This window comes from Enterobacter ludwigii (genome assembly GCF_001750725.1).
Taxonomy (GTDB): Bacteria; Pseudomonadota; Gammaproteobacteria; order Enterobacterales; family Enterobacteriaceae; genus Enterobacter; species Enterobacter ludwigii.
Map to the genome: position 1 here is coordinate 277,842 of NZ_CP017279.1, position 25,498 is coordinate 303,339.

A 25,498-nucleotide genomic window follows, 5' to 3' on the forward strand; every position below is an offset into this window, starting at 1 on the left:
GTTAATTATGAACAACACGAAAAGGCATAAAACGCTGCTGGCTCTCGCCATTGGCGCGGTCACGCACTCCGCCCTGGCGGCGGATGAAAAGAAAGAAGACACCCTGATTGTCCAGTCTGCGCCTGCCAGCGATTTTAAACCCGGCGGCGACCAGCTTGTGCCGGCGTTCCTTGACGGGCAGGTGGCGAACGGCGGACGCATGGGGATGCTGGGGCAGCAGAACGCTATGGACGTGCCGTTTAATATCATCAGCTACACCTCGAAGCTGGTAGAAGATCAGCAGGCGAAAACCATTGCTGATGTGGTCGCTAACGACGCGGGGGTGCAGTACGTTCAGGGTTACGGCAACAGCGCCGAAACCTTCCGTATCCGTGGCCTGAAGTTTGACGGAGATGATATGACCTTCGGCGGCCTGTCCGGCGTTCTGCCGCGTCAGGTGGTGGATGCGCAGATGGTCGACCGCATTGAGATTTTTAAAGGGGCAAACGCCCTGATGAACGGCGCGGCAAGTTCAGGCGTGGGGGGAATGATTAACCTTGAGCCAAAACACGCGGATGAAACGCCGCAGGCAAAAGTGGGCGTCGATTACACCTCCGATTCCCAGTTTGGCACTACGCTGGATGCGGGCCGTCGCTATGGCGACAACGACCAGTTTGGCGCGCGCGTGAACCTCGTCCATCGCGAAGGGGAAAGCGGGGTGCCCAACGATCGCCGCCGCACTACGCTGCTCTCCACCGGCCTCGACTACAAAGGCGACAATTTCCGCACCTCTCTGGATGTGGGGTATCAGAAGAAAACCTTCCATGGCAGCCCAACCAGCGTCAATATATCCGCCGTGGATTTCGTGCCTGAACCGCCGAAAAACGATCGCAACTTCTCGCAGAAATGGGCCTACAGCAACATCGAAAATGAATTCGGGATGTGGCGCAGCGAGTACGACATTACCGATAACTGGACGGCCTATACCGGCCTCGGCGCACAGCACGCTCACGAAGAAGGGATTTACAGCGCGCCGAAGCTGCTGGATAAAAGCGGTAAGGCGACGGTCAGCCGTCTTGATACCAACCGCATCAGCGATTCCGTCAGCGGGATGGCGGGTATTCGCGGTAACTTTGCTACTGGCTTCGTAACGCATAAAGTCAACGTCGGTTACTCCGCGATGACCAAAAACGAAAAAATCGGCTGGAAAATGTCGTCGGCGGCGGATAACCCAACCACCAATATCTATCACAATACCGGTGTGGATATGCCGGACAGCTCCAGTTTCAACGGCTTAGGCGGAAAATACAGCGATCCGCTCACCAGCGGGCGTACCCGGACGCAGGGCTGGCTGTTGAGTGATACGCTGGGCGTGCTGGACGACAAACTGCTGTTTACCGCCGGGGCGCGTCATCAGAAGGTGGTCATTCGCGGATACAACAAAATTACCGGGCAGGAAAATAAAGCAGACGGCTTCGACGGCAGCCGATGGATGCCTACCTACGGCGTGGTTTACAAGCCGTGGGAGGCGATCTCCCTGTATGCTAACCACACTGAAGCGCTGCAGCCGGGTCAGGCAGCCCCCAACACCGCCACCAACTACGGGCAGAGCACCGGCATCGTTCACTCTAAGCAGAACGAAGTGGGCGTGAAGGCGGATTTTGGTCGCGTGGGCGGCTCCCTTGCGCTATTTGAGATCAAAATGCCGTCGGCGATCCTCAACAGCAACGGTCATTATGGTCTTGATGCCGAGCAGCGTAACCGCGGCGTGGAGCTGAATGTGTTCGGTGAGCCCCTGCTGGGCGTCCGTCTGAACGCCAGCGCTACCTGGCTGCAGGCGGAGCTGACCAAAACCAACAACGGCCTCAACCAGGGTAATGATGCGATTGGCGTTCCGAATTTCTATGCCGTTCTCGGCGCAGAGTATGACATCAAACCGATTGATGGCCTGACCGCTACCGCGCGCGTGAACCACTCCGGCACGCAATACGCGGACCTGGCGAACACCAAAAAGCTGGACAGCTACACCACGCTGGATGTGGGTATGCGTTATCGCTTCGCCGTTAACCACAATCAAAATCAGATGACGGTGCGTGCGGGTATCGACAACGTGACCAATGAAAACTACTGGTCCAGCGTGGATGATTCAGGTACCTACATCACCCAGGGCGAACCGCGTACCTTTAAAGTCTCGGTGGGCTACGCATTCTGAGAACGCCGCTCGTTATCCGGGGCAGGGATGCCCCATTCCCTTGCTACCACCAGCCTGAAGTGTTAAAACGTGCCCCTTCTAAAAAAGAGACAGGGGTAGGGCGTGAAAGACGCGTCATCCGCTTCAGGCACCGGTAGCGCTGAAGCTTCGTCGGAACAGAATCCGACGCTGCAACGTGGTTTGCAAAATCGACATATACAGTTAATTGCCCTCGGTGGGGCTATCGGTACCGGGCTGTTTCTCGGCATCGGCCCGGCCATTCAGATGGCGGGGCCGGCGGTATTGCTGGGTTATGCCCTCGCCGGGATTATCGCTTTCCTGATCATGCGCCAGCTCGGCGAGATGGTCGTCGAAGAGCCTGTGTCAGGCTCGTTCGCGCACTTTGCGTATAAATACTGGGGGCCGTTTGCGGGGTTCCTCTCCGGCTGGAACTACTGGGTGATGTTTGTGCTGGTGGGGATGGCAGAGCTGACCGCCGCTGGCATCTACATGCAGTACTGGCTCCCGGATGTGCCCACCTGGATTTGGGCGGCGGCCTTCTTCATTATCATTAATGCCATCAACCTTGTGAACGTCCGTTTGTACGGTGAAACCGAGTTCTGGTTTGCGCTCATCAAGGTGCTGGCGATTATCGGCATGATTGGTTTTGGCCTGTGGTTGCTGTTCTCGGGTCATGGCGGTGAGCGTGCCACGATCGACAACCTGTGGCAGCACGGAGGGTTCCTGGCGACCGGCTGGAAGGGGCTTATCCTTTCGCTGGCGGTGATCATGTTCTCTTTCGGCGGGCTGGAGCTGATTGGTATCACTGCCGCTGAAGCGCGCGACCCGCATAAAAGCATTCCGAAAGCGGTCAACCAGGTGGTGTACCGTATTCTGCTGTTCTACATCGGTTCGCTGGTGGTATTGCTCGCGCTCTATCCCTGGGTTGAGGTGAAATCAAACAGCAGTCCGTTTGTGATGATTTTCCACGATCTCAACAGCAATGTGGTGGCCTCAGCGTTGAACTTCGTTATTCTGGTGGCGTCACTTTCGGTCTATAACAGCGGCGTCTACTCCAACAGCCGGATGCTGTTTGGCCTCTCCGTGCAGGGGAATGCGCCGAAGTTCTTAACCCGCGTCAGCCGTCGCGGCGTGCCGGTGAATTCTCTGCTGTTGTCCGGTGCGATCACCTCTTTGGTGGTGGTGATCAACTACCTGCTGCCAAAAGAGGCGTTTGGCCTGCTGATGGCGCTGGTGGTTGCCACCCTGCTGCTGAACTGGATCATGATCTGCCTGGCGCACCTGCGTTTTCGTGCCGCGATGCGTCGCAAGGGACGTGAGACGCAGTTTAAAGCGCTGCTTTATCCGGCAGGAAACTATCTCTGCATCGCTTTCCTCGGGTTGATCCTTGTGCTGATGTGCACCATGGACGACATGCGGCTTTCCGCGATGTTGCTCCCGGTGTGGGTCATCTTCCTGTTTGCGGCATTTAAACTTTCCCGCAAGCAATAATGCATGCCGTCCTCTCCCGGTGGGAGAGGGCGAGCTATCCGGTTTCTCATCCCAACGCGATTAACCTCTTTATCGTGACCCCTCTCCCAAATCTCTCCTGATCCACAGGATCTTTATTTTGTAATCGATTACTTTTCATTTGAGGGTATTTGTAATCGATTACTTTTCTAGGGTGAGGCTCATTATGGTGTCAACAACTGAAAGTAGTGGAAAGGTGATAGCGCAGCACCGGCTGCTGGTTCCGCGTCTGTCGCTGATGATGTTTCTGCAGTTTTTTATCTGGGGTAGCTGGTCGGTCACGCTGGGTCTGGTGATGACCCAGCACAATATGTCGTTGCTGATTGGTGATGCGTTCTCCGCCGGGCCCATCGCCTCTATTTTGTCGCCGTTCGTGCTCGGGATGCTGGTGGATCGCTTCTTCGCCTCGCAGAAGGTGATGGCGGTAATGCACCTGGCGGGCGCGGCTATCCTGTGGTTCGTTCCGGGGGCGCTGATCGCTGAAAATGGTGCGCTGCTGATCGGCCTGCTGTTTGGCTACACGCTTTGTTATATGCCGACGCTGGCGTTAACGAACAACATCGCGTTTCACAGCCTGGCAAACGTCGATAAAACCTTCCCGGTGGTGCGCGTGTTCGGCACTATCGGCTGGATTGTCGCGGGGATCTTTATCGGCGTTACCGGCGTAGCCTCCAGCGTCACGATCTTCCAGGTTGCGGCGGCGAGCTCCGTGCTGCTGGCACTTTACAGCCTGACGCTGCCGCACACGCCCGCCCCGGCAAAAGGGATGCCGGTCCAGGTTCGCGATCTGTTCTGCGCTGATGCGTTTGCCCTGCTGAAAACCCGCCACTTCCTGGTCTTTTCCGTCTGCGCAATGCTGATTTCCGTGCCGCTTGGCACCTACTACGCTTACACCGCCTCGTATCTGGCGGATGCCGGGATTGCTGATGTCAGCACCGCGATGTCGTTCGGCCAGATGTCAGAGATTGTCTTCATGCTGGTGATCCCGCTGCTTTTCCGTCGTCTGGGCGTGAAAGTTATGCTGCTGGTCGGCATGCTGGCGTGGTTTGTCCGTTACGCGATGTTTGCCATGGGAGTGAGTGAGGAGGGACGTTTCCTGCTCTATCTCGGCATCCTGCTGCACGGTGTGTGCTATGACTTCTTCTTTGTGGTGGGCTTTATCTATACCGACCGCGTGGCGGGCGAAAAGGTGAAAGGCCAGGCGCAGAGCATGATCGTGATGTTCACCTATGGCATCGGCATGCTGCTTGGTTCGCAGATTTCTGGCGCGCTGTATAACCGTCTGGTGGCGGGACAGGCCGTGCCGCAGGCGTGGGTCACCTTCTGGTGGATCCCGGCGGTGGCGGCAGCGGTGATTGCGCTGATTTTCCTTCTCACGTTCAAATATGACGATGACAAGGCGTAACGTTCAGGAGGTGGTATGAGAACGATTAAGGGACCCGGTATTTTCCTGTCGCAGTTTATCAGCGCAGAAGCGCCGTTTAACTCGCTGGATGGGCTGGCAGGCTGGGCAGCAGGTAAGGGCTACAAAGCCGTGCAGATCCCCTGCAATCATCCGCACATTTTTGACGTGGAGAAAGCGGCTGAGAGCCAGGCCTACTGTGACGACATTACCGGCACGCTGGCGGAGCACGGGCTGGCGATCAGCGAGCTGTCGACCCATCTGGAAGGGCAGCTTATTGCGGTGAACCCGGTCTACGGCGACGCGTTTGACCATTTCGCGCCGGCAGGCGTGAGGGATAACGACGCGGCCCGTCGGGCGTGGGCGACCAGCAAACTGAATCAGGCGGCGGCGGCCTCCGAAAAATTAGGCCTGACAGCGCACGCCACTTTTTCTGGATCGCTGGCGTGGCCATTTTTCTACCCGTGGCCGCCGCACAATGCGCAGCGTTTTCAGGACGCTTTCCAGACGCTGGCAACCCGCTGGCGGCCCATTCTGGACACTTTTGATGAGTACGGCGTCGATGTCTGTTATGAGCTGCATCCGGGGGAAGACCTGCATGACGGCGTGACGTTTGAGCGTTTTCTGGCGCTTGTGGACAACCACCCGCGCTGCAATATTCTCTACGATCCCAGCCATATGCTGCTTCAGCAGATGGACTACCTGACGTTTATCGATCTCTACCATGCGCGCATTAAAGCGTTTCACGTCAAAGATGCGGAGTTTCGTCCCAACGGGCGCAGCGGCGTATACGGTGGCTACCAGTCGTGGCTTCATCGTCCGGGTCGCTTCCGGTCGCCGGGCGACGGGCAGATCGACTTCACCGGTATTTTCAGCAAACTGACCCAGTACGACTACGAGGGCTGGGCAGTGCTGGAGTGGGAGTGCTGTCTTAAGGATGGCGATACCGGTGCCCGAGAAGGCAGCGAATTTATCCGTCGTCATATCATACCGGTATCCGGGCGCGCGTTTGACGATTTCGCCGCGGGAGGCAGCCATGATTAACGTCGGGATCGTCGGCAGCGGCTTTATCGGCCCGGCGCACATTGAGGCGCTGCGGCGTCTCGGCAGTGTGCAGGTGGTCGCCCTGTGCGACAGCTCGCTTTCACAAGCGCAGGAAAAGGCGCGCCAGCTGAATGTGCCCCATGCTTACGGGAACGTTGAGGCACTGCTCGCCCATCCGGATCTGCACGTGGTGCATAACTGCACGCCAAACCATCTGCACGCAGAGATTAACCGCCAGATTTTGCGGGCGGGTAAGCATGTTTTTTCCGAAAAGCCGCTGTGTATGACCCCGGAAGAGGCCCGCGAGCTGGTGGCTCTGGCTGAGCAGGCGGGCGTGGTACACGGCGTCAGCTTTGTCTATCGCCAGTTTGCGATGGTGCGCCAGGCGGCCAGCATGAGGCGCGAGGGCAGTCTCGGTCGGCTGTTTGCCACGCATGGCAGCTATCTGCAGGACTGGATGCTGCTGGAAACCGACTATAACTGGCGGGTGGATGCCGCGCTGGGCGGTGCGTCGCGCGCGGTGGCGGATATTGGCTCCCACTGGTGTGACACGGTGCAGTTTGTGACCGGGCGGCGGATCACTGACGTGATGGCCGATCTCGCCATCGTCTGGCCAACGCGCAAGGCCAGTGCGGCAGGAAACCGGACCTTCACGGATGATCGCAGCGCGAACGATGAAGACAAACCGGTCACCACCGAAGATTTTGGCTCGGTGCTGGTGCGCTTCGACGATGGCAGCAAAGGCAGTTTTAACGTCTCGCAGGTCAGCGCCGGGCGCAAAAATCGGCTGACGTTTGAAATTAACGGCAGCGAACGGTCCGTGGCGTGGGATCAGGAGGTGCCGCAGCAACTCTGGATCGGCCATCGCGCGCAGGCAAACCAGACCCTCTCCGACGATCCAAACCTGATGAACCGTGACGTGGCCGAAAGCGCCCATTTTCCTGGCGGACATATCGAAGGCTGGCCTGATGCCTTTAAAAATATGATGGCGCAGTTTTACCGCGCCGTGATGCAGGGGGAGATGCCGGCACAGCCGCTGTTTGCGACGTTCCATGACGGCGCGAACGTCATGTATATCATTGATGCGATAGTGAAAAGCCATCAGCAGCAGCGCTGGGTGCGCGTTGCGTATTGACGTGTTGCCCGGTTCGCCGGGCAACGAATTTATGGTAGCCTGCATAAAACGTTAACCGCAGGAAATGCCGTCGCTATGTCCATTCAGAAAATCGCTCAGCTTGCCGGGGTGTCCGTGGCAACGGTCTCTCGCGTGCTTAACAACAGCGATACCGTGAAAGCGAAAAACCGCGAACGCGTCCTGCAGGCGATCAAAGAGAGTAATTACCAGCCCAACCTGCTGGCGCGCCAGCTGCGGACTGCCCGCAGCTATATGATTCTGGTAATGGTGTCGAACATCGCTAACCCGTTCTGCGCCGAAGTGGTGAAAGGCATTGAAGAGGAAGCCGAAAAGAACGGCTACCGCATTCTGCTGTGCAACTCCGGCTCTGACATTGAACGCTCGCGTTCGGGGCTGAGTTTGCTGTCCGGTAAAATTGTCGACGGCATTATCACCATGGATGCCTTCTCAAAGCTTCCTGAGCTGGCCGCCCTGATTGGCACTGCGCCGTGGGTGCAGTGCGCCGAATACGCCGATGCCGGTGCGGTCTCCTGCGTCGGGATTAACGATGTGGACGCCTCGCAGCATGCCGTCAGCCAGCTTGCCGACGGCGGGCGCGGGCGGATCGCGATGATTAACCACGACCTGAGTTATAAATATGCCCGCCTGCGCGAGCGTGGCTATAAGAGCGTTATCCACCTGAAAGATCTGGCTTACCAGGCGGTGGAATACGCCAGCGATCTCAGCTTCGGCGCCGGAATGGCGGCGATGCAAAACCTGCTGAAGGAAAACCCGCCGGACGCGGTCTTTGCCGTTTCCGATACCCTGGCGGCAGGCGCATTGCATGCGATCCAGCAGGCGGGATTACGCGTGCCGGAAGACATTGCGGTAGTCGGGTTTGACGGTACGGAACTGGCGGAGATGATTTCGCTCACCACCATCGAACAGCCGTCGCGGGATATTGGGCGCAAGGCGGTCGATTTGTTGTTGAATAAAATCGATAACCCGGATGCGCCCACGGAAAGAGTGATGATGGACTGGCGCTTTATCTCCCGCGCCAGCGCCTGATTATTTCGCTATTACGCCAGCCAGCGAGCGAATATCGTTTCCGGTCGGAGACTGATGAATACGCAGACCAAATTCATCCACCACGGCGAATATATGGTCGAAAATATCGGCCTGAATCGCCTCATATTCCGCCCAGACGACCGTGTTAGTGAACGCGTATATTTCAACTGGCAGCCCGTTAGCTTCTGGCGCTAACTGGCGAACCATCAGCGTCATATCTTTGCGGATCCGCGGGTGATTACGCAGATATTCATTTAAATAGGCGCGGAAGGTTCCAATATTGGTCATTTTGCGCAGGTTCAGCACCGATTCGCCTTCACCGTTTTCCTGATTCCAGAGCGAAATTTCTTCATGACGCGCCGCCATGTACGGCTTAAGCAGCTTCGCCTGAATCAGCTGCTGTTGCTCCTGCTCGTCGAGGAAGTGGATGCTGGTGGTGTCTATATTCAGGCTACGCTTGATGCGTCTCCCGCCGGAGGCCGACATGCCGCTCCAGTTGATAAAGGCATCAGAGACCAGCGCCCAGGTCGGAATGGTGGTGATGGTATTGTCGAAGTTGCGCACCTTGACGGTGGTCAGGCCAATGTCCGTGACCGTGCCGTTGGCTCCGTATTTTGGCATCTCCAGCCAGTCACCGAGTTTAAGCATGTCATTGGCGGAGAGCTGGATCCCGGCGACAAGCCCGAGGATCGGGTCTTTAAACACCAGCATTAACACCGCAGCCATGGCGCCCAGGCCGCTAATCAGAATGGCTGGCGACTGACCAATCAGCAGCGAGATAATTAAAATCCCCACCAGAATAGCGCTCACCAGTTTTATCCCCTGGAAGATGCCCTTCAGCGGGAGCTGCGAGGCTGTCGCCATCTTTTGCGAAAGATTGAAAATGACGTCCAGCAGCGAGAAGAACGAGAGCAGGGCATACACCATCACCCACAACTTTGCGCAGGTGGTGAGCATTTCCGCGGCTTCGCTGCCTTTTTGCAGCCACAGTACCGCCTGAACGTTGACAATAATCCCCTGCAGGGTAAAGGCGACACGGTGAAATAACTTGTTCTGGGTAATGATTTGCAACCATAAATGGCTGCTGGCCTGCGCGCGCTTCTCAAAGGCCCGCAGGACCACTTTGTGCAGAATAAAATGAACGATGAGTGCGGTAAGAAAAATAATACCAAAGATAATCACTAAAGAGGTGGTGTGATTAATTTCAATGCCTAACTCTTCAACCTGAGCAATTAATTCCTGCATAACGTCTCCTGTATTGATGCAGCCCCATAATGGCGGCTGCGGATCTATTATGCAAATTCGTCAGGGTTATTTGACGGCGTGGCAGGTCGTCACCACTGGCAGGCACAGCCGATGGCGAACCCGCAGCGTCGCCAGCGCGAGGATCACCATCAGGCCAGTTTCCACCGCGAGGAAGAGGGTGATCGCCTGGGTGTAATCTCCGTGATGATTTTGCAGACCGTGCAGCAAAATCGCGCCAAAGATGGCCGGGCCGAGTCCAAGCGCCGCCTGCTGCAGCGTGCTCAAAATGGCGCTCGCCGCCCCGGCGTCATCAGGCTGAATATCGCGCATGCCAATACGATAAAAACTGTTCACGATCAGCGCCTGACCGTAGCCGACCAGCCCGGTCGCGGGTGCCAGCGTCAGCGCGGTATTGTGCATTCCCCAGAGGCGGAAGGTGACAATCAGCGCCAGCAGGCCCGCTATCTGGATCGCCAGACCGGTGAGCAGAATGGTACTGGTGCTGTAGCGGGCAATCAGACGCGGGGCAAACCACGCTGAAATAAAGTAGGTGACACCCAGGGCGATAAAACTGTTGCCAGACTGCCACGGCGCCATCCCCAGACCGGTTTGCATGGTTAACGCCATGCAGAACATAAAGCCGGACCAGACGCTAAAAAAGAGCAACGCAATCAGCACGCCAAAACGGATACTGCGCAACTGCAGCAGGCGCGGCGGGATCAGCGGATGCGCATCGTCCCGCTCTTTTTTGCGGGCGTTGAGGGCCATCAACCCGGCAAGCGGAATAATGGCGATAAGCGCGACCTTGAGCGGCCAGGACCAGTGCCACTGCGGGCCAAGCGCCATCGGGAACAGCAGGCAGCAGAGGATGATCGCCAGCAGGACGGTGCCCGTCCAGTCAATGCTTGATGGCGTGTCACGGCGGGTTTCCGGCACGTAGCGGCGGCTCATGGCCAGCACCACCAGACAAATTGGCACGTTGATAAAGAAGGCGTTACGCCAGCCGAGGCCGGCAATGTCCGCCGATACCAGCCAGCCTCCGCCCATCTGGCCGACGATAAACGCGATGCCGCCGATGCCGCCAAAGAGGCTGATGGCCTTCGCGTGGGCCGTGCCTTTCAGCGTTACGTGCAGGGTGGCGAGAATTTGCGGCATGATCAGCGCCGCGCCAGCCCCCTGAAGAATACGGGCGCCCAGCAGTTGTTCAATGTTGCCTGCCATTCCGCACAGCAGCGAGGCCAGGCCAAAGCTCGCCACGCCCCACATGAAAAGACGACGGCGGCCAAGGTTATCCCCCAGCTTGCTGCCGAGGGCAAGGCAGACGGCAAAGGCCACACCGTAGAGGGCAACAATTAATTCCAGCTCGGTGGCCGTAGCGTGCAACGAGTGGGTGATAGCATCCAGCGCCACGTTGGTGATTGAGGTATCAATCAGCGGCAGCATCTGGCCGGTTAACAGCAATATCAGGCCTGCGCGGCCCGGTGAAACGACTGACGTATTCATGGTAACTCCATTGCGTCATTCAACAGATGGTCGTAGCATCAACGATCTGATAAACGGGTACCAGTTCTTGCTTATACTGGTACTGGCACTACCATGCAGGGGGATTTATGGCGCTGATGTCTGAACCCGTCGTCTCGCTCAAGGATGACACCCGAAAACAACTTGGTGCGTTTTTACGCGCCCGACGCGAAAGCCTCGATCCGCAGCGGCTCGGCCTGCCGCGCAGCGGTCGACGTCGCACGCCCGGGCTGCGCCGTGAAGAGGTGGCCCTGCTGGCGGACGTCGGGGTGACCTGGTACACCTGGCTTGAGCAGGGCAGGGACGTCAATCCGTCCAGCGCGGTGATGGCCGCCGTGGCAAAAGCGCTGCAATGTACCCCGACCGAAGCGCGCCATCTTTTTGTGCTGGCCGGGCTACCGCCGGGTGAAGCAGCGCAGGCCACCTGCTGTGAAGGGATCAGCGAAGGCACGCGCCGCCTGCTTGATACGTTAATGCCGAAACCGGCCAGCATTCAGAAACCCAATTTCGACATCGTGGCGTGGAACGACAGCTTTGGTCATCTGATGGGTGTCGATTTCAATACGATCCCCCCGGAAGACCGCAACTGTATTTATCTGTTCCTCACCCACCCGGCATGGCGCGCCCGTCTCGGCAGACGTGACGATGTGCTGCCCGTCTTTGTCTCCTATTTCCGGGCGGCGATGGCCGAGCACCGGGGTGACCCGCTGTGGGAAGCCAAACTGGCGCGCTTCTTTGCGGTTTCTGAGGAGTTTAAAAATCTGTGGCATCAGCGCAATGACGTGCGCGGTGTGGAAAACCAGCTCAAGTTGTTTACCCATCCTGAGCTTGGGGAATTTACCCTGCAGCAGATGTACTGGTACTCTGCTCCACGAAACGGTTCCCGGTTGCTGGTGTATCTGCCAGTGGATGAAGCCGGGGAGAGAGCAATGGAATGGCTGACGGAGCAGGCAAAATGAAGGTTACCGGCAAACAGGAGCGGCTGCTACGCCGCGCACTCAACGAATGGCAACAGGAAGGCACATTAACCGCTGACGACCATCATCGGCTGGCCGGTACGCTTCAACGCGTGACCATGGACTGGCAGCGGCTGAGCCGCTATGCCTTCTGGACGGCACTCGCCTGCGTCATTATCGCCATCGGCAGCCTGTTCTCGGACAGCGAACTGATGGCGCGTATTATCGAATTCTTCGCTTTTTCCTCCCTTGCCCGCATCGGGCTGCCGGCACTGCTGGCCGTGCTGTTTTATTTGTGGGGCTTCAGCCGCCAGCGGCGGGAGACGCAGTGGCATTACAGTACCGAAGCGATTTTGTTCCTCGGAGTCTTGTTTACCGCCATCGCGCTCTGGCAGCTGGGTGAACGGCTGGATAACGGCAGCGGCCACATCGCGCCCCTGTTCCTGGCCGGCTGTGCCGTCTATGGCCTGGTAGGCTTTTTCGGCCGCTCCGGGCTGGTCTGGCTGTTCTTCTTGCTCTCGCTTGGCAACTGGTTTGGCGCGGAGACGGGCTATATGTCCGGCTGGGGCGCTTACTGGCTGGGGATGAACTATCCAGTGCGCTTTATCTTTTTCGGCGGCGCGCTGCTGGCCCTGTGCTGGATCCTGCGCGCTGTGCTGCAGTCCCGTCATCTCTACACCACCAGTAAAGCGATGGGGCTGACGTATCTCTTTGTCGCCCTGTGGATCATGTCGATATTTGGTAATTACGATATCGATAACTGGTACAGCGTGACCCAGGCCTCATTGCTGCCGTGGGCGCTGCTGTTTGCGGTGGCGGCGGTTCTCTGTATTTACATCAGTCTGAAAACCGACGACGGCATGCTGCGCGGGTTTGGCCTGACGTTCCTCGCCATTAACCTCTATACCCGCTACTTCGAATACTTCTGGGATGGGATGAACAAGGTGGTGTTCTTCCTGATTCTGGCGGCGTCGCTGGCGGTGATAGGGCGGTATGCGGAGCGGATCTGGCATGCCGGGCGTGCGGAGAAGTAAGTTTTGCGCGTGTTGATCGGGAAGACGCAGAAAACGCCGTCTGCGTGAGATGCTGGTTCAATGGCGAAACCAGGCAGATGACGCGTGATTGAAAACGGGCCGCAGTTGCGGCCCGTTTGTCTTAGCACTCGGTCACAATCGTGCTCAGCGGCAGGCGAGATTTTGGCAGCGCGGCGTTGAAATCTTCCACGCTGTGGTGTCCAACCGGGACCACCACCAGGCTGGTGAAGCCTTTCTCTTTCAGGCCAAACTCTGCGTCGAGAATGGCGGCGTCAAAACCTTCAATGGGTACGGCATCCAGGCCCAGCGCGGCCACGCCTAACAGGAAGTTACCGACGTTGAGGTAAACCTGTTTCGCCATCCACTGGTCGTCATCTTTCAGATCCACGCGGTGCATGTCGGCGAAATAGCAGCGACCTTTGTGATTCGCCGCTTTTGCTTCTGGGGTGTTGAAGCGACCGTCGGCCTCTTCCTGATCCACGACGCGCTCAAGCCACGCATCGTCCATGGCGGTTTTCGCGCAGAACACTACCACATGAGAGGCGTCCATCATTTTGCGTTCGTTGAACACGTAAGTGCCTGCCGCAGATTTGGCCACGCGCGCTTTACCTTCCTCAGTGCTGGCAATAATAAAATGCCATGGCTGGGAGTTCGTGCTGGACGGGCTGTACTGCAGCAGGGTTTTGATCTTCTCCGCTTCTTCAGCGGTCAGTTTCTTGCTTGGGTCAAACGCCTTGGTGGAGTGGCGTTTCAGGGCAACGGAAATGATATCCATAACAACTCCTGGTGATAAAATTCGCCCGCGTGCGGGCGCGAAAAGGAGTGCAGATTACCGTGCGAAGCGGGAAAAGATAAGTGCATTTTGAGCGCTTAATCTGTTCGTCTCAGACGAACAATCAGCGCGGCCTGATCCATTTCTGGTCTTTTTTCGGCAGCTTATCGACGACCAGATTCCAGGAATCGTTGATGAGATCGGCCACCAGTTCCGGCGTAACATCGTCGGTGCCGTAGAGTGAAATCCAGTGCTTTTTATTGAGATGATACCCCGGCTCAACGCCGCGGTAGATCTGCTGGTTTAACAGGGATTTTTCCGGCTCGGATTTCAGGCTGACATGCGGTCGCCCGTGAGCAACCGCAACAATCATGAAAATCTTGCCACCCACTTTAAACACATCAAATTCCGGCCCGAACGGCCAGCAGTGTTCGGTGAACGGCAGTTCCAGCGCCACGCGTTTGGCGTGTTCCTGCAGCGATTTACTGTCCATCAATATCCTCGGAGGCGAGTCCACGCCACATGGCTTCAAAGCCCAGCGCTTTAAAATCGACGGCGCGGGACGGATCGCGGGTGGCAAATTCCATGGTGGTTTCGGCAAGCGATAAGAACATGGCATCACCAAAGGTACGAAACTCATCGGACATAAATACCGGACGCACTGCACGACGGCACAGTTCATGCAGTTCCGGGAACATCTCCTGCACGGCCTGCTCCGTTTCGGCGCTGATCTTCTCGCTGACGCCAAGCTGGCGAATGGCGGCGTGAGCGACAGGATTACGGATGCCCCAGTCCACGTAGCTGTTCCAGATATTGCGGGTATGTTCTTTGGGAAGGGTGAGCGTGCGATCAAGCTCCGCCAGCATCGTCTGGCAGAGATCCTGCTTCAGGTGAAGATAGAGGGCATTCAGCAGATCGTCTTTGGTAGCAAAGTAGCGGAACAGTGTGCCTTCAGCGACGCCCGCGTTCCGGGCAATTAAGGCCGTTGAGGCGGCAATACCTGACTGTGCAAATGCAGCGGTTGCTGCGTCCAGTAAGGCCTGTTTTTTATCTTCACTCTTCGGACGTGCCACTAAATTGTTCCTCCTGTCAATTGTAAAAACCTTGATTGAAACACGTGCTTTGACAGGCTGCAACGCGCAATGTCAAAGATCGAAAACGTCTTGACGACTTTATCATCATATCTATAATGAGTGCTTACTCACTCATAATCAAGTTCAACCCGCGTAAACCATCGGATGGGGCGCGTTTTCGGGTCAGGATATGAAAAAGCCTCTATTCATCTGCGTGGTGTTCGTCATGATTATTGCTTCAGCTGCGAGTTTACCTTTTGTCCTGAATCCTGGATTTGGCCAGCCACCGCAGGGTGCGCAGCTTACCGAAGTGGAGGCCTCCCCGCAGTATCGCGACGGGAAATTCCACAATACGTTGCCGACACCGGGCTTCACCGGCGAGCAAAATATGCTGGTGGCGTGGTGGCAATTTCTGACCCGCAAAACCGAAAATGCCCGTCCCGCGCAGCCGCTGCCGCTGGTGAAAACCGATCTCGCCAGTCTGCCGCTGGAGCAGGACACACTGGTCTGGCTCGGTCACTCGTCGTGGTATATGCAGCTGGCGGGTAAACGTATTCTGATTGACCCGGTACTCAGCAACTATGCCGCGCCGTTCTCGTTCCTCAATAAAGCTTTTGCGGGCGAGTATCCCTGGCATGCGCAGAACATGCCGGAGATCGACCTGCTGATCATCTCCCACGATCACTACGATCATCTGGATTACGCCACCATCAGGGCGTTACTGCCGAAGGTGAAACGTGTGGTTACCCCGCTGGGCGTTGGATCTCATCTGCGCTACTGGGGCATGAAGCCGGAGATTATCGACGAGCGCGACTGGAACCAGTCGGTGCGCATCAGTGATGACTTAACGGTGCACGTCCTGCCGGCACGTCACTTCTCCGGACGCGGGATTAAACGCGATCAAACCCTGTGGGGGAGCTTTATGTTCGTCACGCCGGCGCAGAAGGTTTATTACAGCGGAGACTCCGGTTACGGCCCGCACTTCAGGGCCATCGGTGAGCAGTTCGGCGAGGTGGATTTAGCCATCATGGAAAACGGCCAGTACGATCGGGACTGGAAGTACATTCACATGATGCCGGCGGAAACGGCGCAGGCGTCGGCTGACCTTAACGCGAAAGCTGTCGTGCCCGGTCATAACGGACGCTTTGTGCTGGCGAAACACACCTGGAACGATCCGCTGATCCAGCTGGCGCAGGCCAGTAAAGATAAAAATTATCGGCTACTGACGCCGGAGCTGGGTGAACCTGTTCACGTGAGTGATACCACGCAAACCTTTCGTGAGTGGTGGGAATAATGTTTAAGCGAGAAGCAGAGGGGGAGAGCAGTATGACCATTTCCGCTCAAGTCATCGACACCATCGTCGAGTGGATCGACGACAACCTGCACCAGCCATTACGTATCGAAGAGATCGCCCGCCACGCGGGTTACTCGAAATGGCATCTGCAGCGTTTGTTTATGCAGTACAAGGGCGAAAGTCTCGGGCGTTACATTCGCGAACGCAAGCTGCTGCTGGCAGCGCGTGACCTGCGTGAATCGAACGAGCGTGTCTACGATATCTGTTTGCGCTACGGCTTTGATTCGCAGCAGACGTTTACGCGTATCTTTACCCGTACCTTCAACCAGCCGCCTGGCGCGTACCGCAAAGAGAACCACAGCCGGACACACTGAACGTGGCGTTATGCAGAAATCCGACCGGGTAAGGCGCAGCCGCACCCGGTTTTTTTTTACTTACGATGCCAGTGAAAACCAGCGACGCCAGACGAAACGCAGGATGAAGAATTCGAGGGCGCCAAGCAGTAAAAACCACACGCAGAACAAAATGGTGTACAGCTGGTTAAGATCGACCATGTGGAAGATCGTCATCAGCTTTTTCGCCAGCACCAGCCCAAGCGACGGCGCAGGTAACAGCAGGCAGGAGAGCAGGGCCATCAACAAAATGCCCCCCGCTGTGAGCAGCGATTCTAACGGGTGTTTCATCTTAATGTTAATCGTCAGTTAAAAATGTCATTGTCCGGCATCGCGGAACGTAAAGCAATATAAACCCGGCAGACGTTTTTTGTTAAATCAAATGCGCTTTTCTGCGAATAAATAACAGAAAGAGAATAATCTCTCAGAAGCGATTAAATTATTATCGCGTTATGTAAATAAATGTCCTTGTCATGCAAATAATTTTACAAACATATAAGTGCTATATCCAATTAACGTGGCAATAACAATGGCTGCGACAATGTATAACGCCAGGCGGCGTGCGCGATAAATACCAAACATGGTTCCTCCTCGTTTAGCGTTGGTTTAGAAATATTTTGTAAAAATCATCGTATTCGAATAATAGTTATTACTTTTGAATATCCCGGCAGTAATTATATTGCGGTAGATCAATTTTACCCGCAAGCCTTAAAAATGAATTTATTAAAGCCAGAAAGGAATTCAGGCTTCCGTCCACCGTATATTGAAGGAAAAATACGATGACCAAAAAAAATCTCTCTCAGAACATGCCACCTGCTGGTGGGCAGGCGTATCAGCAGACCGTTGAGCAAGTGCTTGCTAACAAGCAGAGCCAGGCAAGCGGCCTCGACCGTGCTGAAGCGCAGGCACGTCTGCATCAGTATGGCCCTAATGCGTTGCCGGAGAAAAAAGGCAAGCCCGCCTGGCTACGTTTTCTCGCCCATTTTAATGATGTACTGATTTACGTTCTGCTTGCCGCGGCGGTATTAACCGCGGTTATGGGCCACTGGGTCGATACGCTGGTTATCCTCGGTGTGGCGGTAATCAACGCGTTAATTGGCCATATTCAGGAAAGCAATGCGGAAAAATCCCTGAAGAGTATTCGCAATATGCTCTCCAGCGAAGCGCGCGTCATTCGCAATGGCAATCATGAAACGCTACCGACAACTGAAATAGTCCCGGGCGATATTATTGTATTACGCGCAGGTGATCGTATTCCGGCGGATATGCGTTTAATCGAAGCGCATAATTTACGCGTGGAAGAGGCTATTCTGACCGGCGAATCTACCGTGGTGGATAAACACATTAATCCGCTGACCGGTGAATTACCGCTGGGCGACCGCACTAACCTGGTCTTTTCCGGTACGACCGTGAGTGCAGGGGGCGGCATTGGCGTGGTCATTGCCACCGGGCAAGAGACTGAACTTGGCCACATTAACCAGATGATGGCGGGTATTGAAAAGCATCGTACGCCGCTGCTGGTGCAGATGGACAAGCTGGGGAAAGCGATCTTCGCCATTATTCTGGCGATGATGGCGGCACTGTTTGTCTTCAGCCTGGTGTTCCGCGAAATCCCCATGGGCGAGCTGCTGCTCTCTCTGATTAGCCTGGCGGTCGCCTCCGTGCCGGAAGGTCTGCCAGCCATTATTTCTATCATCCTTTCTCTTGGCGTACAGGCGATGGCACGCAAGCGGGCGATTATCCGCAAGCTGCCAACGGTTGAAACCCTGGGGGCGATGACCATGGTCTGCTCGGATAAAACCGGCACCCTGACCATGAACGAGATGACGGTGAAAGCCATCATTACTGCCGACAGCTGCTACCGCGTGGACGGTAATAGCTACGAGCCGGCGGGAAACATTTACCTGGAAGGCAGCGACGAGCCGATGCAGATCCAGCCGGGCACCGTGCTGGAGCAGTACCTGCGCACTGTCGATCTCTGTAATGACAGCCAGCTGATTCAGGACGAACGCGGTCTGTGGGGCATCACCGGTGGGCCGACCGAAGGGGCGCTGAAGGTGCTGGCGGCGAAGGCGCATCTTGAGCCGGTGATGACCACCCTGATTAACAAGATCCCGTTCGATTCGCAGTACAAGTACATGAGCACCCACTATCAGATTGGTCACGAGGAGCACATCCTGATTACCGGCGCGCCGGACGTGATTTTCGCGCTGTGTAAACAGCAGCAGGCCCGTAACGGCGCTGAAGCGTTCGACCGCGCTTACTGGGAAACCGAGATGGAGCGCTATGCACGTCAGGGGCTGCGTATGGTTGCCGCGGCGTTCAAACCGGCGAACGGTGAGCAGGCGCTGACGCATGACGATCTGAATCACGGGCTGATCTTCCTCGGTATTGCCGCAATGATGGATCCACCGCGTCCTGAAGCGATTGATGCGATTCATGCCTGCCAGCAGGCCGGGATCCGCGTGAAGATGATCACCGGGGATCACCCGCAGACGGCAATGAGCATCGGCCAGATGCTCGGGATCACCAATAGCGAGCAGGCGGTGACGGGCTACCAGCTGGAGAAAATGGACGACGCTGAGCTTGCAGACGCCGCGGTGAAATATGACATTTTCGCCCGTACCAGCCCGGAGCATAAGCTGCGCCTGGTGAAAGCCCTGCAGGACAAGGGTGAGATCGTGGGCATGACCGGCGACGGTGTGAATGACGCTCCGGCGTTGCGCCAGGCGGACGTGGGCATCGCAATGGGCATCAAAGGCACCGAAGTGACTAAAGAGGCGGCGGATATGGTCCTGACCGACGATAACTTCGCCACCATCGCCAGCGCGGTAAAAGAGGGGCGTCGCGTTTACGACAACCTGAAGAAAACCATTCTGTTCATTATGCCGACCAACCTGGCGCAGGGGTTGCTGATTGTTATTGCGCTGCTGGCAGGGAATATTATCCCGCTGACGCCGGTACTGATTTTGTGGATGAACATGGCAACCTCCGCCACGCTCTCCTTTGGCCTGGCCTTTGAAGCCGCTGAGCGCAACATCATGAAGCGTCCGCCGCGTCAGACCGGACAGCACGTGATGGATGCGTACGCCGTATGGCGCGTGGCCTTCGTCGGGACCATGATTGCCATCGCCGCTTTTGCGCTGGAAGCCTGGCTGGCACCGCGTGGCCACAGCGCGGAGTTCATCCGCACCGTGCTGCTGCAGATGCTGGTCTGCGCCCAGTGGGTATACATGATTAACTGCCGCAACACTGAAGGGTTCTCCCTGAACCGTGGCCTGCTGGCGAACAAAGGGATTTGGCTGGTCACAGGCGTGTTGTTCCTGCTCCAGGCGGCAATCATCTACCTGCCGTTTATGCAGATGCTTTTCGGTACGGAAGCGCTGCCTCTGCGCTACTGGTTCGTCACGCTGGCGGTAGCCGCGGTGATGTTCTTCGTTGTTGAAATCGAGAAGCGACTGACCCGCAGGTTCCGTAAGGCTGCATAACCTTTTGCCCTCACCTTAACCCTCTCCCGCCGGGAGAGGGGATGCTGACCTCCCTTTCATTGGGCAGAGGGCCGGGGTGAGGGAAACACATCAGAGGTACATCCCCATGAAATTCCCGCTCCTGTTCGTCCTCCTCGCCCTCTTTCAACCCGCGTTTGCTGCTGCCATTCCGGTTCGCGTGGCGGTTGTGGAGCAAACGACCCACGCAGCTGAACGGCACGTGCCTGGCCGCATTGAAGCCATTCATACCGTCCAGATAAGAGCGCGCACGGAAGGCGTGATTACCCAGGTTCATTTTCGCGACGGACAATACGTGAAAAAAGGTGACGTGCTGTTCGAGCTGGACGATGCCGAGCCACGCGCCGCCGTGCGTCTGGCACAGGCTGAGGTAAAGAGCGCGGAAGCCACGCTGCGTCAGGCGCAGCAGCAGCTTTCACGCTTTGAAAGCCTGGGCAACAGCAATGCCATCAGCCGTCACGACGTGGATAACGCGCGCATGCAGCGCGATGTCGCCAGCGCTGCGCTGGAGCAGGCGAAAGCTCGCCTCGAAACCCGTAACGTGACGCTGGCGTACACGCGCATCACATCGCCGATTGATGGCCGCGTGGGGCACAGCCAGTTCCATGCCGGCAGCCTGGTGAACCCGTCAAGCGGCGTGCTGGTGGATGTCGTGCAGCTTGATCCGATCCGTATCGCCTTTGCGCTGGAAGAGGGGGCGTTTGCCACCAAAGCCGGACAACATGCGGATATCAGCGCCCTGAAGCGCGCCTGGCAGGCGCGGATTGACAGCAATGGTCAGCGCCTGAGCGGTGAACTGACCTCCGTGGACAATCGTATCGACCCGCGTACCGCCAGCGTGATGCTGCGCGCTGAATTTGCCAACCCGCGCCATCAGCTGCTGCCGGGCGGCAATGTGAATGTCTACCTGCGTCCGGCAAGCGCGCAGCCGGTGCTGACAGTGCCCGCTGCGGCGGTACAGCAAAACGGCGAGGGATTCTTTGCCTGGGTGGTTAACGCAGAAGGCAAAGCCGAAAAACGCCCGCTGAAGATTGCCGGACAGATTGGCCAGCAGTTTGAGATTTCATCCGGCTTACATCCCGGTGAGCGAGCGATCACCGACGGTGCCCAGCGCGTACAGCCTGGCGCAGCCGTGCAGATACTGAATTAAGGAGCCATCATGCTGACGTTTTTCATCAAACGCCCGCGCTTCGCGATGGTGATTGCGCTGGTGATAACCCTGCTGGGTGCCATCGCGCTGAAGATTATCCCGGTGGAGCAGTACCCGCAGATCACCCCACCGGTGGTGAATGTCTCCGCCAGCTGGCCGGGTGCCAGTTCGGCTGACGTGGCGGAAGCCATTGCCACGCCGCTGGAGACTCAGCTTAACGGCGTGGATCACATGCTCTATATGGAATCCACCAGTTCGGATGAAGGTGCCTACAGCCTGAACATCACATTTGCGGCAGGGACCGATCCGGATCTGGCCGCCATCGACGTGCAAAACCGCGTGGCGCAGGCTGTGGCGCAATTGCCCACCGAGGCGCAGCAAAACGGCGTGCAGGTGCGTAAACGCGCCACCAATCTGATGATGGGGGTAAGCCTTTACTCACCGGACAATAGCCACACGCCGCTTTTCGTCAGTAACTACGCCAGCACGCAGGTGCGTGAAGCGCTGGCGCGTTTGCCGGGCGTCGGGCAGGTGCAGATGTTTGGCGCGCGCGACTACAGCATGCGTATCTGGCTGCGTCCGGATCGCATGAACGCCCTGAACGTGACCACCGATGACGTGGCTCAGGCGTTACGCGAGCAGAACGTCCAGGGAGCGGCAGGCCAGGTCGGAACGCCGCCGGTGTTTAACGGCCAGCAGCAAACCCTGACGATTAACGGGCTGGGGCGTTTAAATCAGGCTGAGGACTTTGCAGACATCATTATCCGTGCGGGGGAGATGGGCCAGCTGGTGCGCCTGAAAGATGTCGCCACGATTGAACTGGGGTCGCGCAGCTACAGCTCCGGCGCCCAGCTGAACGGGCATGACTCGGCCTATCTTGGCATCTACCCTACGCCGTCCGCCAACGCCCTGCGCGTAGCCGATGCGGTTCGCGCGGAGCTGGCGCGACTCTCTGCACCCTTCCCGGACGATCTGACCTATGAAGTGAAATTCGATACCACCACCTTTGTCGCCGCGACCATCAAGGAGATTGGCGTCTCGCTGGCGCTGACCCTGCTCGCCGTCGTGGTGGTGGTTTCCTTATTTCTGCAGAGCTGGCGTGCGACGCTGATTGTGGCGCTCGCCATTCCAGTGTCGCTGGTCGGCACCTTTGCGGTGCTCTATACCCTCGGTTATTCGGCCAACACGCTCAGCCTGTTCGCCATTATTCTGGCGCTTACCATGGTGGTGGATGACGCCATTGTGGTGGTGGAGAGCGTTGAAACGCTAATGGCGGAAGGGCAAAGCCGCACGGCGGCTACCGCACAGGCGCTGCGCCAGATTGCCGGGCCGGTGATTGCCACCACCCTGGTGCTGCTGGCGGTGTTTGTGCCGGTGGCGCTGCTGCCGGGGATCGTGGGGGAGTTGTATCGCCAGTTCGCGGTCACGCTCTCCACCGCCGTCACGCTCTCAAGCCTGGTGGCGCTGACCCTGACGCCAGCGCTCTGTGCGCTGTTGCTGCGCCCGCGCCCGAAGAAGCCAGCCGCGGTTTACCGCGTTTTCAACCGCGGACTGGATACCACGCGCACCGTTTATACCCGCATCGTTAACTGCATTAACCTCCGTCCGTGGCTGGTGCTGCTGGCAACGGCCGGTGCGGCGGGCGTGGTGGTGTTCAGCTTTATGTCGATGCCAAAGGGCTTCCTGCCGCAGGAAGATCAGGGCTACTTCTTCGCCAGCGTGCAACTGCCGGAAGCGGCGTCGCTGGAGCGTACCGAAGCGGTGATGACCACCGCGCGGGAGCTTATCGCCAGACACCCTGCGGTCGAGGATGTGATTCAGGTCTCCGGTTTTAACATTCTCAACGGTACCAGCGCGTCTAACGGCGGGTTTATCTCCATCATGCTGAAGACATGGAGTGAGCGTCCGCCGCTTGATGAGGTGATGGGAACGCTGCAGCGTCAGCTGCTGGCGCTGCCGGAAGCGACCATCATGACCTTCGCCCCGCCGACGTTGCCGGGGTTGGGCAACGCCTCCGGCTTCGACCTGCGTATTCAGGCCCAGGCGGGGCAAAGCCCGGCGGAGCTGGAACGCGTTACCCGCAACGTTCTGATAAAAGCTAACCAGCATCCGCAGCTTAACCGGGTGTTTACCACCTGGAGCAGCAACGTGCCACAGCTGACGCTGACCGTTGATCGCGAGCGCGCTGCCCGCCTCGACGTGCCGGTCTCGCGCATCTTCAGCAGCCTGCAAACCGCCTTTGGCGGCACGCGTGCCGGGGATTTTAGCGTTAACAACCGCGTCTACCACGTGGTGGTACAGAACGAAATGCAGTGGCGCGAGCGTGCCGGGCAAATCAGCGAATTGTTCGTGCGTAGCAATAACGGTGAGCGGGTGCGTCTGAGTAATCTTGTCACGATTACCCCGACCGTTGGCGCACCGTTCCTGCAGCAGTACAACCAGTTCCCGTCGGTGTCAGTGAGCGGGTCGGCGGCAGACGGCGTGAGCAGCAGCACGGCGATGGCCGTGATGAGCGAGCTTCTGGCGGAAAACCTGCCTGCCGGGTACGACTATGCCTGGAGCGGGATGTCTTATCAGGAGCAGCAGACCGGAAATCAGGCCATCTGGATTGTCCTGGCCGCAGTGGTTATGGCGTGGCTGTTCCTTGTCGCGCAGTATGAGAGCTGGACGCTGCCCGCGAGCGTGATGCTCTCAGTCCTGTTCGCCATCGGGGGCGCGCTGGTGTGGCTGTGGATCGCGGGATACGCCAACGATGTGTATGTGCAGATTGGCCTGGTGCTGTTAATCGCGCTGGCGGCCAAGAACGCGATCCTGATCGTCGAGTTTGCCCGCGCACGGCGTCATGAGGGGATGGCGATTGTCGATGCGGCCCGTGAAGGCGCCTCACGCCGCTTCCGGGCGGTGATGATGACGGCGGTGTCATTTATTATCGGTGTGCTGCCGATGATGCTGGCGTCCGGGGCAGGGGCGCAGAGCCGCCGCATCATTGGCACCACGGTGTTCAGCGGGATGCTGGTGGCCACCGTGGTCGGCATTCTGTTTATCCCGGCGCTGTTTGTGCTGTTCCAGCGCCTGCGTGAGTGGGGGCATCGCCTTACGGACTCGTCGCCCACAGCTCGCAATGTTTCTGAACCAGAGAAATAAGCGAACCGCCGTCTGCGATAAAATCGCGCATGCGCTGCGCCTCGCTCTTGCCCTGTTTTAACATCAGGGCTATTTCCTTAATCGCGCTCGTCGCGCCGAGCTTCTCGGCCGACGGCGCAACCTGCTCCAGCAGCCACCCAATATCTTCCGCCACGGTTTTGTGCTCGCCAGTCTGCACGTCCGTCAGAATGCCCTCTAACCCATAACGACACGCCTGAAAACGGTTAAAGCGGTACAGCAGAAAATCCTTTTCCTGATGCTTATAGGGCCGCGTGGTCAGCAGCCAGTGAGACGTCGCCTGAATCAACCCGGCGATGTTGATCGCGTGGCCGAGCGTCAGCGGTGTATCCATCACCCGCACTTCGACCGTGCCAAAATGCGGGCTGGGGCGAATATCCCAGTGCAAATCTTTAATGCTGTCGATCATGCTGGTGGCGCTCAGACGACGAAACAGCCCTTCGAACTCCTGCCAGTTGTTCACCCACGGCATCTGTCCATTATCCGGAAATCCCGAGAAGATATTGAGCCGCGACGAGGCGAACTTCGTGTCCGTACCCTGCATATAGGGTGAGGACGCCGCCAGAGCAATAAAGTGGGGGACAAAGCGCGACAAACCATGCAGCAGATAAATAGCGTCGTCGCCGGTCCGACACCCGACATGCACGTGCTGGCCGAATACCGTCGCCTGCAAAATCAGATAGCCAAACCGTTCGAGCGTGACGTTATAGCGCTCGTCATCGCACACCTCCTGACGCTGCCACTTCTGGAAAGGGTGCGTCCCACCGCCGCAGATCTGAATATGCTGCTCCGCAGCGGCGCGCAGAATACTTTGCTGCATCACCGAGATTTGTGCGGCGGCCTGATCAATGTTCTGACACACGCCGGTGGCGATTTCGAGCATGCTCTCGGTGATATCGTGCTTCACTTCCCCACCTTTGATGTCGTCTTTGACGGCAGCGATAAGGGCGGAGGAGTCCTGGCTCAGATCGTACCCCGGCGGGTTAACCACCTGCAGTTCAAGTTCAATACCAAGGGTATAAGGTTCAGAGGAATGGAAATCGGGTAATGGCATGGTGCACTCCG

At 57.4% G+C, this 25,498-nt stretch carries 20 protein-coding genes; 13 read left to right on the top strand and 7 right to left on the bottom strand.

Annotated elements, in window-relative coordinates:
- Positions 1-7 precede the first annotated feature (7 nt).
- The 6 genes from BH714_RS01320 (at position 8) to BH714_RS01345 (ending at position 8,328) form a co-directional block, all read left to right on the top strand.
- A complete protein-coding gene (locus BH714_RS01320; protein WP_040016818.1) occupies positions 8-2,191 on the top strand; it encodes a TonB-dependent receptor in 2,184 nt (727 codons plus the stop codon).
- 102 nt (positions 2,192-2,293) lie between these two features.
- Positions 2,294-3,682: a phenylalanine transporter gene (pheP, locus tag BH714_RS01325; protein ID WP_020885145.1), complete on the top strand. Its 1,389-nt coding sequence runs from the start codon at positions 2,294-2,296 to the stop codon at positions 3,680-3,682.
- A 184-nt stretch (positions 3,683-3,866) separates the two neighbouring features.
- Positions 3,867-5,105 (top strand): MFS transporter, encoded by a 1,239-nt coding sequence (locus tag BH714_RS01330; RefSeq protein ID WP_040016820.1) that lies wholly within the window; start codon positions 3,867-3,869, stop codon positions 5,103-5,105.
- A 15-nt stretch (positions 5,106-5,120) separates the two neighbouring features.
- On the top strand, positions 5,121-6,146 hold the full coding sequence (locus BH714_RS01335; RefSeq protein WP_040016821.1) for a sugar phosphate isomerase/epimerase family protein: 1,026 nt from the start codon (positions 5,121-5,123) through the stop codon (positions 6,144-6,146).
- Positions 6,139-7,281: a Gfo/Idh/MocA family protein gene (locus BH714_RS01340; RefSeq protein ID WP_040016823.1), complete on the top strand. Its 1,143-nt coding sequence runs from the start codon at positions 6,139-6,141 to the stop codon at positions 7,279-7,281. Before BH714_RS01335 ends, BH714_RS01340 begins: the two co-directional genes overlap by 8 nt.
- Before the next feature lie 75 nt (positions 7,282-7,356).
- Positions 7,357-8,328, top strand: coding sequence for a LacI family DNA-binding transcriptional regulator (locus BH714_RS01345; protein ID WP_040016824.1), 972 nt, complete (start codon positions 7,357-7,359; stop codon positions 8,326-8,328).
- On the opposite strand, the gene BH714_RS01350 is transcribed toward BH714_RS01345, so the two are convergent.
- Together BH714_RS01350 and BH714_RS01355 are read right to left on the bottom strand one after the other, a co-directional pair.
- Positions 8,329-9,573, bottom strand: coding sequence for a mechanosensitive ion channel family protein (locus BH714_RS01350; RefSeq protein ID WP_014168964.1), 1,245 nt, complete (start codon positions 9,571-9,573; stop codon positions 8,329-8,331). It lies immediately after the preceding gene.
- Between the two features lie 66 nt (positions 9,574-9,639).
- Complete coding sequence (locus BH714_RS01355) at positions 9,640-11,076, bottom strand: MFS transporter (RefSeq protein ID WP_032681520.1); 1,437 nt, start codon at positions 11,074-11,076, stop codon at positions 9,640-9,642.
- Positions 11,077-11,183: 107 nt separating this feature from the next.
- Between BH714_RS01355 and BH714_RS01360 the strand changes: the two genes are divergently transcribed.
- Positions 11,184-12,053 carry a helix-turn-helix transcriptional regulator gene (locus BH714_RS01360; RefSeq protein ID WP_040016825.1) on the top strand — a complete coding sequence of 290 codons (870 nt, stop codon included), beginning with the start codon at positions 11,184-11,186 and terminating at the stop codon, positions 12,051-12,053.
- The gene (locus tag BH714_RS01365) at positions 12,050-13,084 is read left to right on the top strand and encodes a hypothetical protein (protein ID WP_040016827.1); all 1,035 of its coding nucleotides are present in this window, start codon (positions 12,050-12,052) and stop codon (positions 13,082-13,084) included. Before BH714_RS01360 ends, BH714_RS01365 begins: the two co-directional genes overlap by 4 nt.
- Before the next feature lie 121 nt (positions 13,085-13,205).
- On the opposite strand, the gene nfsB is transcribed toward BH714_RS01365, so the two are convergent.
- The 3 genes from nfsB to BH714_RS01380 all read right to left on the bottom strand — a co-directional run bounded on the left by nfsB (position 13,206) and on the right by BH714_RS01380 (position 14,929).
- Positions 13,206-13,859 carry an oxygen-insensitive NAD(P)H nitroreductase gene (gene nfsB / locus BH714_RS01370; protein ID WP_040016828.1) on the bottom strand — a complete coding sequence of 218 codons (654 nt, stop codon included), beginning with the start codon at positions 13,857-13,859 and terminating at the stop codon, positions 13,206-13,208.
- A gap of 121 nt (positions 13,860-13,980) precedes the next feature.
- The gene (locus BH714_RS01375) at positions 13,981-14,349 is read right to left on the bottom strand and encodes an MmcQ/YjbR family DNA-binding protein (RefSeq protein WP_032677586.1); all 369 of its coding nucleotides are present in this window, start codon (positions 14,347-14,349) and stop codon (positions 13,981-13,983) included.
- Complete coding sequence (locus tag BH714_RS01380; RefSeq protein ID WP_020885134.1) at positions 14,339-14,929, bottom strand: TetR/AcrR family transcriptional regulator; 591 nt, start codon at positions 14,927-14,929, stop codon at positions 14,339-14,341. The genes BH714_RS01375 and BH714_RS01380 overlap by 11 nt, the downstream gene beginning before the upstream one ends.
- Before the next feature lie 190 nt (positions 14,930-15,119).
- Here BH714_RS01380 and BH714_RS01385 point away from each other — a divergent pair, with 190 nt between their 5' ends.
- Positions 15,120-16,223, top strand: a complete 1,104-nt coding sequence (locus BH714_RS01385) for an MBL fold metallo-hydrolase (RefSeq protein WP_020885133.1) — start codon at positions 15,120-15,122, stop codon at positions 16,221-16,223.
- A gap of 32 nt (positions 16,224-16,255) precedes the next feature.
- A complete protein-coding gene (locus BH714_RS01390; protein WP_040016829.1) occupies positions 16,256-16,597 on the top strand; it encodes a RamA family antibiotic efflux transcriptional regulator in 342 nt (113 codons plus the stop codon).
- A 60-nt stretch (positions 16,598-16,657) separates the two neighbouring features.
- Here the strand turns inward: BH714_RS01390 and BH714_RS01395 are convergent, their stop codons facing one another.
- Entirely contained in the window at positions 16,658-16,906 is a 249-nt protein-coding gene (locus BH714_RS01395; RefSeq protein ID WP_025204775.1) for a DUF1158 domain-containing protein, read from the bottom strand.
- A gap of 488 nt (positions 16,907-17,394) precedes the next feature.
- Between BH714_RS01395 and BH714_RS01400 the strand changes: the two genes are divergently transcribed.
- The 3 genes from BH714_RS01400 (at position 17,395) to BH714_RS01410 (ending at position 24,415) form a co-directional block, all read left to right on the top strand.
- Positions 17,395-20,103, top strand: a complete 2,709-nt coding sequence (locus BH714_RS01400) for a cation-transporting P-type ATPase (RefSeq protein WP_040016830.1) — start codon at positions 17,395-17,397, stop codon at positions 20,101-20,103.
- Positions 20,104-20,209: 106 nt separating this feature from the next.
- Positions 20,210-21,271: an efflux RND transporter periplasmic adaptor subunit gene (locus BH714_RS01405; RefSeq protein WP_040016831.1), complete on the top strand. Its 1,062-nt coding sequence runs from the start codon at positions 20,210-20,212 to the stop codon at positions 21,269-21,271.
- Between the two features lie 9 nt (positions 21,272-21,280).
- The gene (locus BH714_RS01410) at positions 21,281-24,415 is read left to right on the top strand and encodes an efflux RND transporter permease subunit (protein WP_040016832.1); all 3,135 of its coding nucleotides are present in this window, start codon (positions 21,281-21,283) and stop codon (positions 24,413-24,415) included.
- Here BH714_RS01410 and BH714_RS01415 read toward each other — a convergent pair.
- A complete protein-coding gene (locus tag BH714_RS01415) occupies positions 24,366-25,487 on the bottom strand; it encodes a YbdK family carboxylate-amine ligase (RefSeq protein ID WP_040016833.1) in 1,122 nt (373 codons plus the stop codon). The genes BH714_RS01410 and BH714_RS01415 overlap by 50 nt on opposite strands.
- Positions 25,488-25,498: the final 11 nt, after the last annotated feature.

What these genes read in the sequence shown, in the direction of transcription:
- nfsB (WP_040016828.1), bottom strand. Translation starts at nt 13,859, where the DNA reads ATGGATATCATTTCCGTTGCCCTGAAACGCCACTCCACCAAGGCGTTT.
- BH714_RS01365 (WP_040016827.1), top strand. Translation starts at nt 12,050, where the DNA reads ATGAAGGTTACCGGCAAACAGGAGCGGCTGCTACGCCGCGCACTCAAC.
- BH714_RS01350 (WP_014168964.1), bottom strand. Translation starts at nt 9,573, where the DNA reads ATGCAGGAATTAATTGCTCAGGTTGAAGAGTTAGGCATTGAAATTAAT.
- BH714_RS01355 (WP_032681520.1), bottom strand. Translation starts at nt 11,076, where the DNA reads ATGAATACGTCAGTCGTTTCACCGGGCCGCGCAGGCCTGATATTGCTG.
- BH714_RS01330 (WP_040016820.1), top strand. Translation starts at nt 3,867, where the DNA reads ATGGTGTCAACAACTGAAAGTAGTGGAAAGGTGATAGCGCAGCACCGG.
- BH714_RS01410 (WP_040016832.1), top strand. Translation starts at nt 21,281, where the DNA reads ATGCTGACGTTTTTCATCAAACGCCCGCGCTTCGCGATGGTGATTGCG.
- BH714_RS01385 (WP_020885133.1), top strand. Translation starts at nt 15,120, where the DNA reads ATGAAAAAGCCTCTATTCATCTGCGTGGTGTTCGTCATGATTATTGCT.
- BH714_RS01320 (WP_040016818.1), top strand. Translation starts at nt 8, where the DNA reads ATGAACAACACGAAAAGGCATAAAACGCTGCTGGCTCTCGCCATTGGC.
- BH714_RS01360 (WP_040016825.1), top strand. Translation starts at nt 11,184, where the DNA reads ATGGCGCTGATGTCTGAACCCGTCGTCTCGCTCAAGGATGACACCCGA.
- BH714_RS01405 (WP_040016831.1), top strand. Translation starts at nt 20,210, where the DNA reads ATGAAATTCCCGCTCCTGTTCGTCCTCCTCGCCCTCTTTCAACCCGCG.
- BH714_RS01345 (WP_040016824.1), top strand. Translation starts at nt 7,357, where the DNA reads ATGTCCATTCAGAAAATCGCTCAGCTTGCCGGGGTGTCCGTGGCAACG.
- BH714_RS01395 (WP_025204775.1), bottom strand. Translation starts at nt 16,906, where the DNA reads ATGAAACACCCGTTAGAATCGCTGCTCACAGCGGGGGGCATTTTGTTG.
- BH714_RS01415 (WP_040016833.1), bottom strand. Translation starts at nt 25,487, where the DNA reads ATGCCATTACCCGATTTCCATTCCTCTGAACCTTATACCCTTGGTATT.
- BH714_RS01335 (WP_040016821.1), top strand. Translation starts at nt 5,121, where the DNA reads ATGAGAACGATTAAGGGACCCGGTATTTTCCTGTCGCAGTTTATCAGC.
- BH714_RS01340 (WP_040016823.1), top strand. Translation starts at nt 6,139, where the DNA reads ATGATTAACGTCGGGATCGTCGGCAGCGGCTTTATCGGCCCGGCGCAC.
- BH714_RS01375 (WP_032677586.1), bottom strand. Translation starts at nt 14,349, where the DNA reads ATGGACAGTAAATCGCTGCAGGAACACGCCAAACGCGTGGCGCTGGAA.
- BH714_RS01400 (WP_040016830.1), top strand. Translation starts at nt 17,395, where the DNA reads ATGACCAAAAAAAATCTCTCTCAGAACATGCCACCTGCTGGTGGGCAG.
- BH714_RS01390 (WP_040016829.1), top strand. Translation starts at nt 16,256, where the DNA reads ATGACCATTTCCGCTCAAGTCATCGACACCATCGTCGAGTGGATCGAC.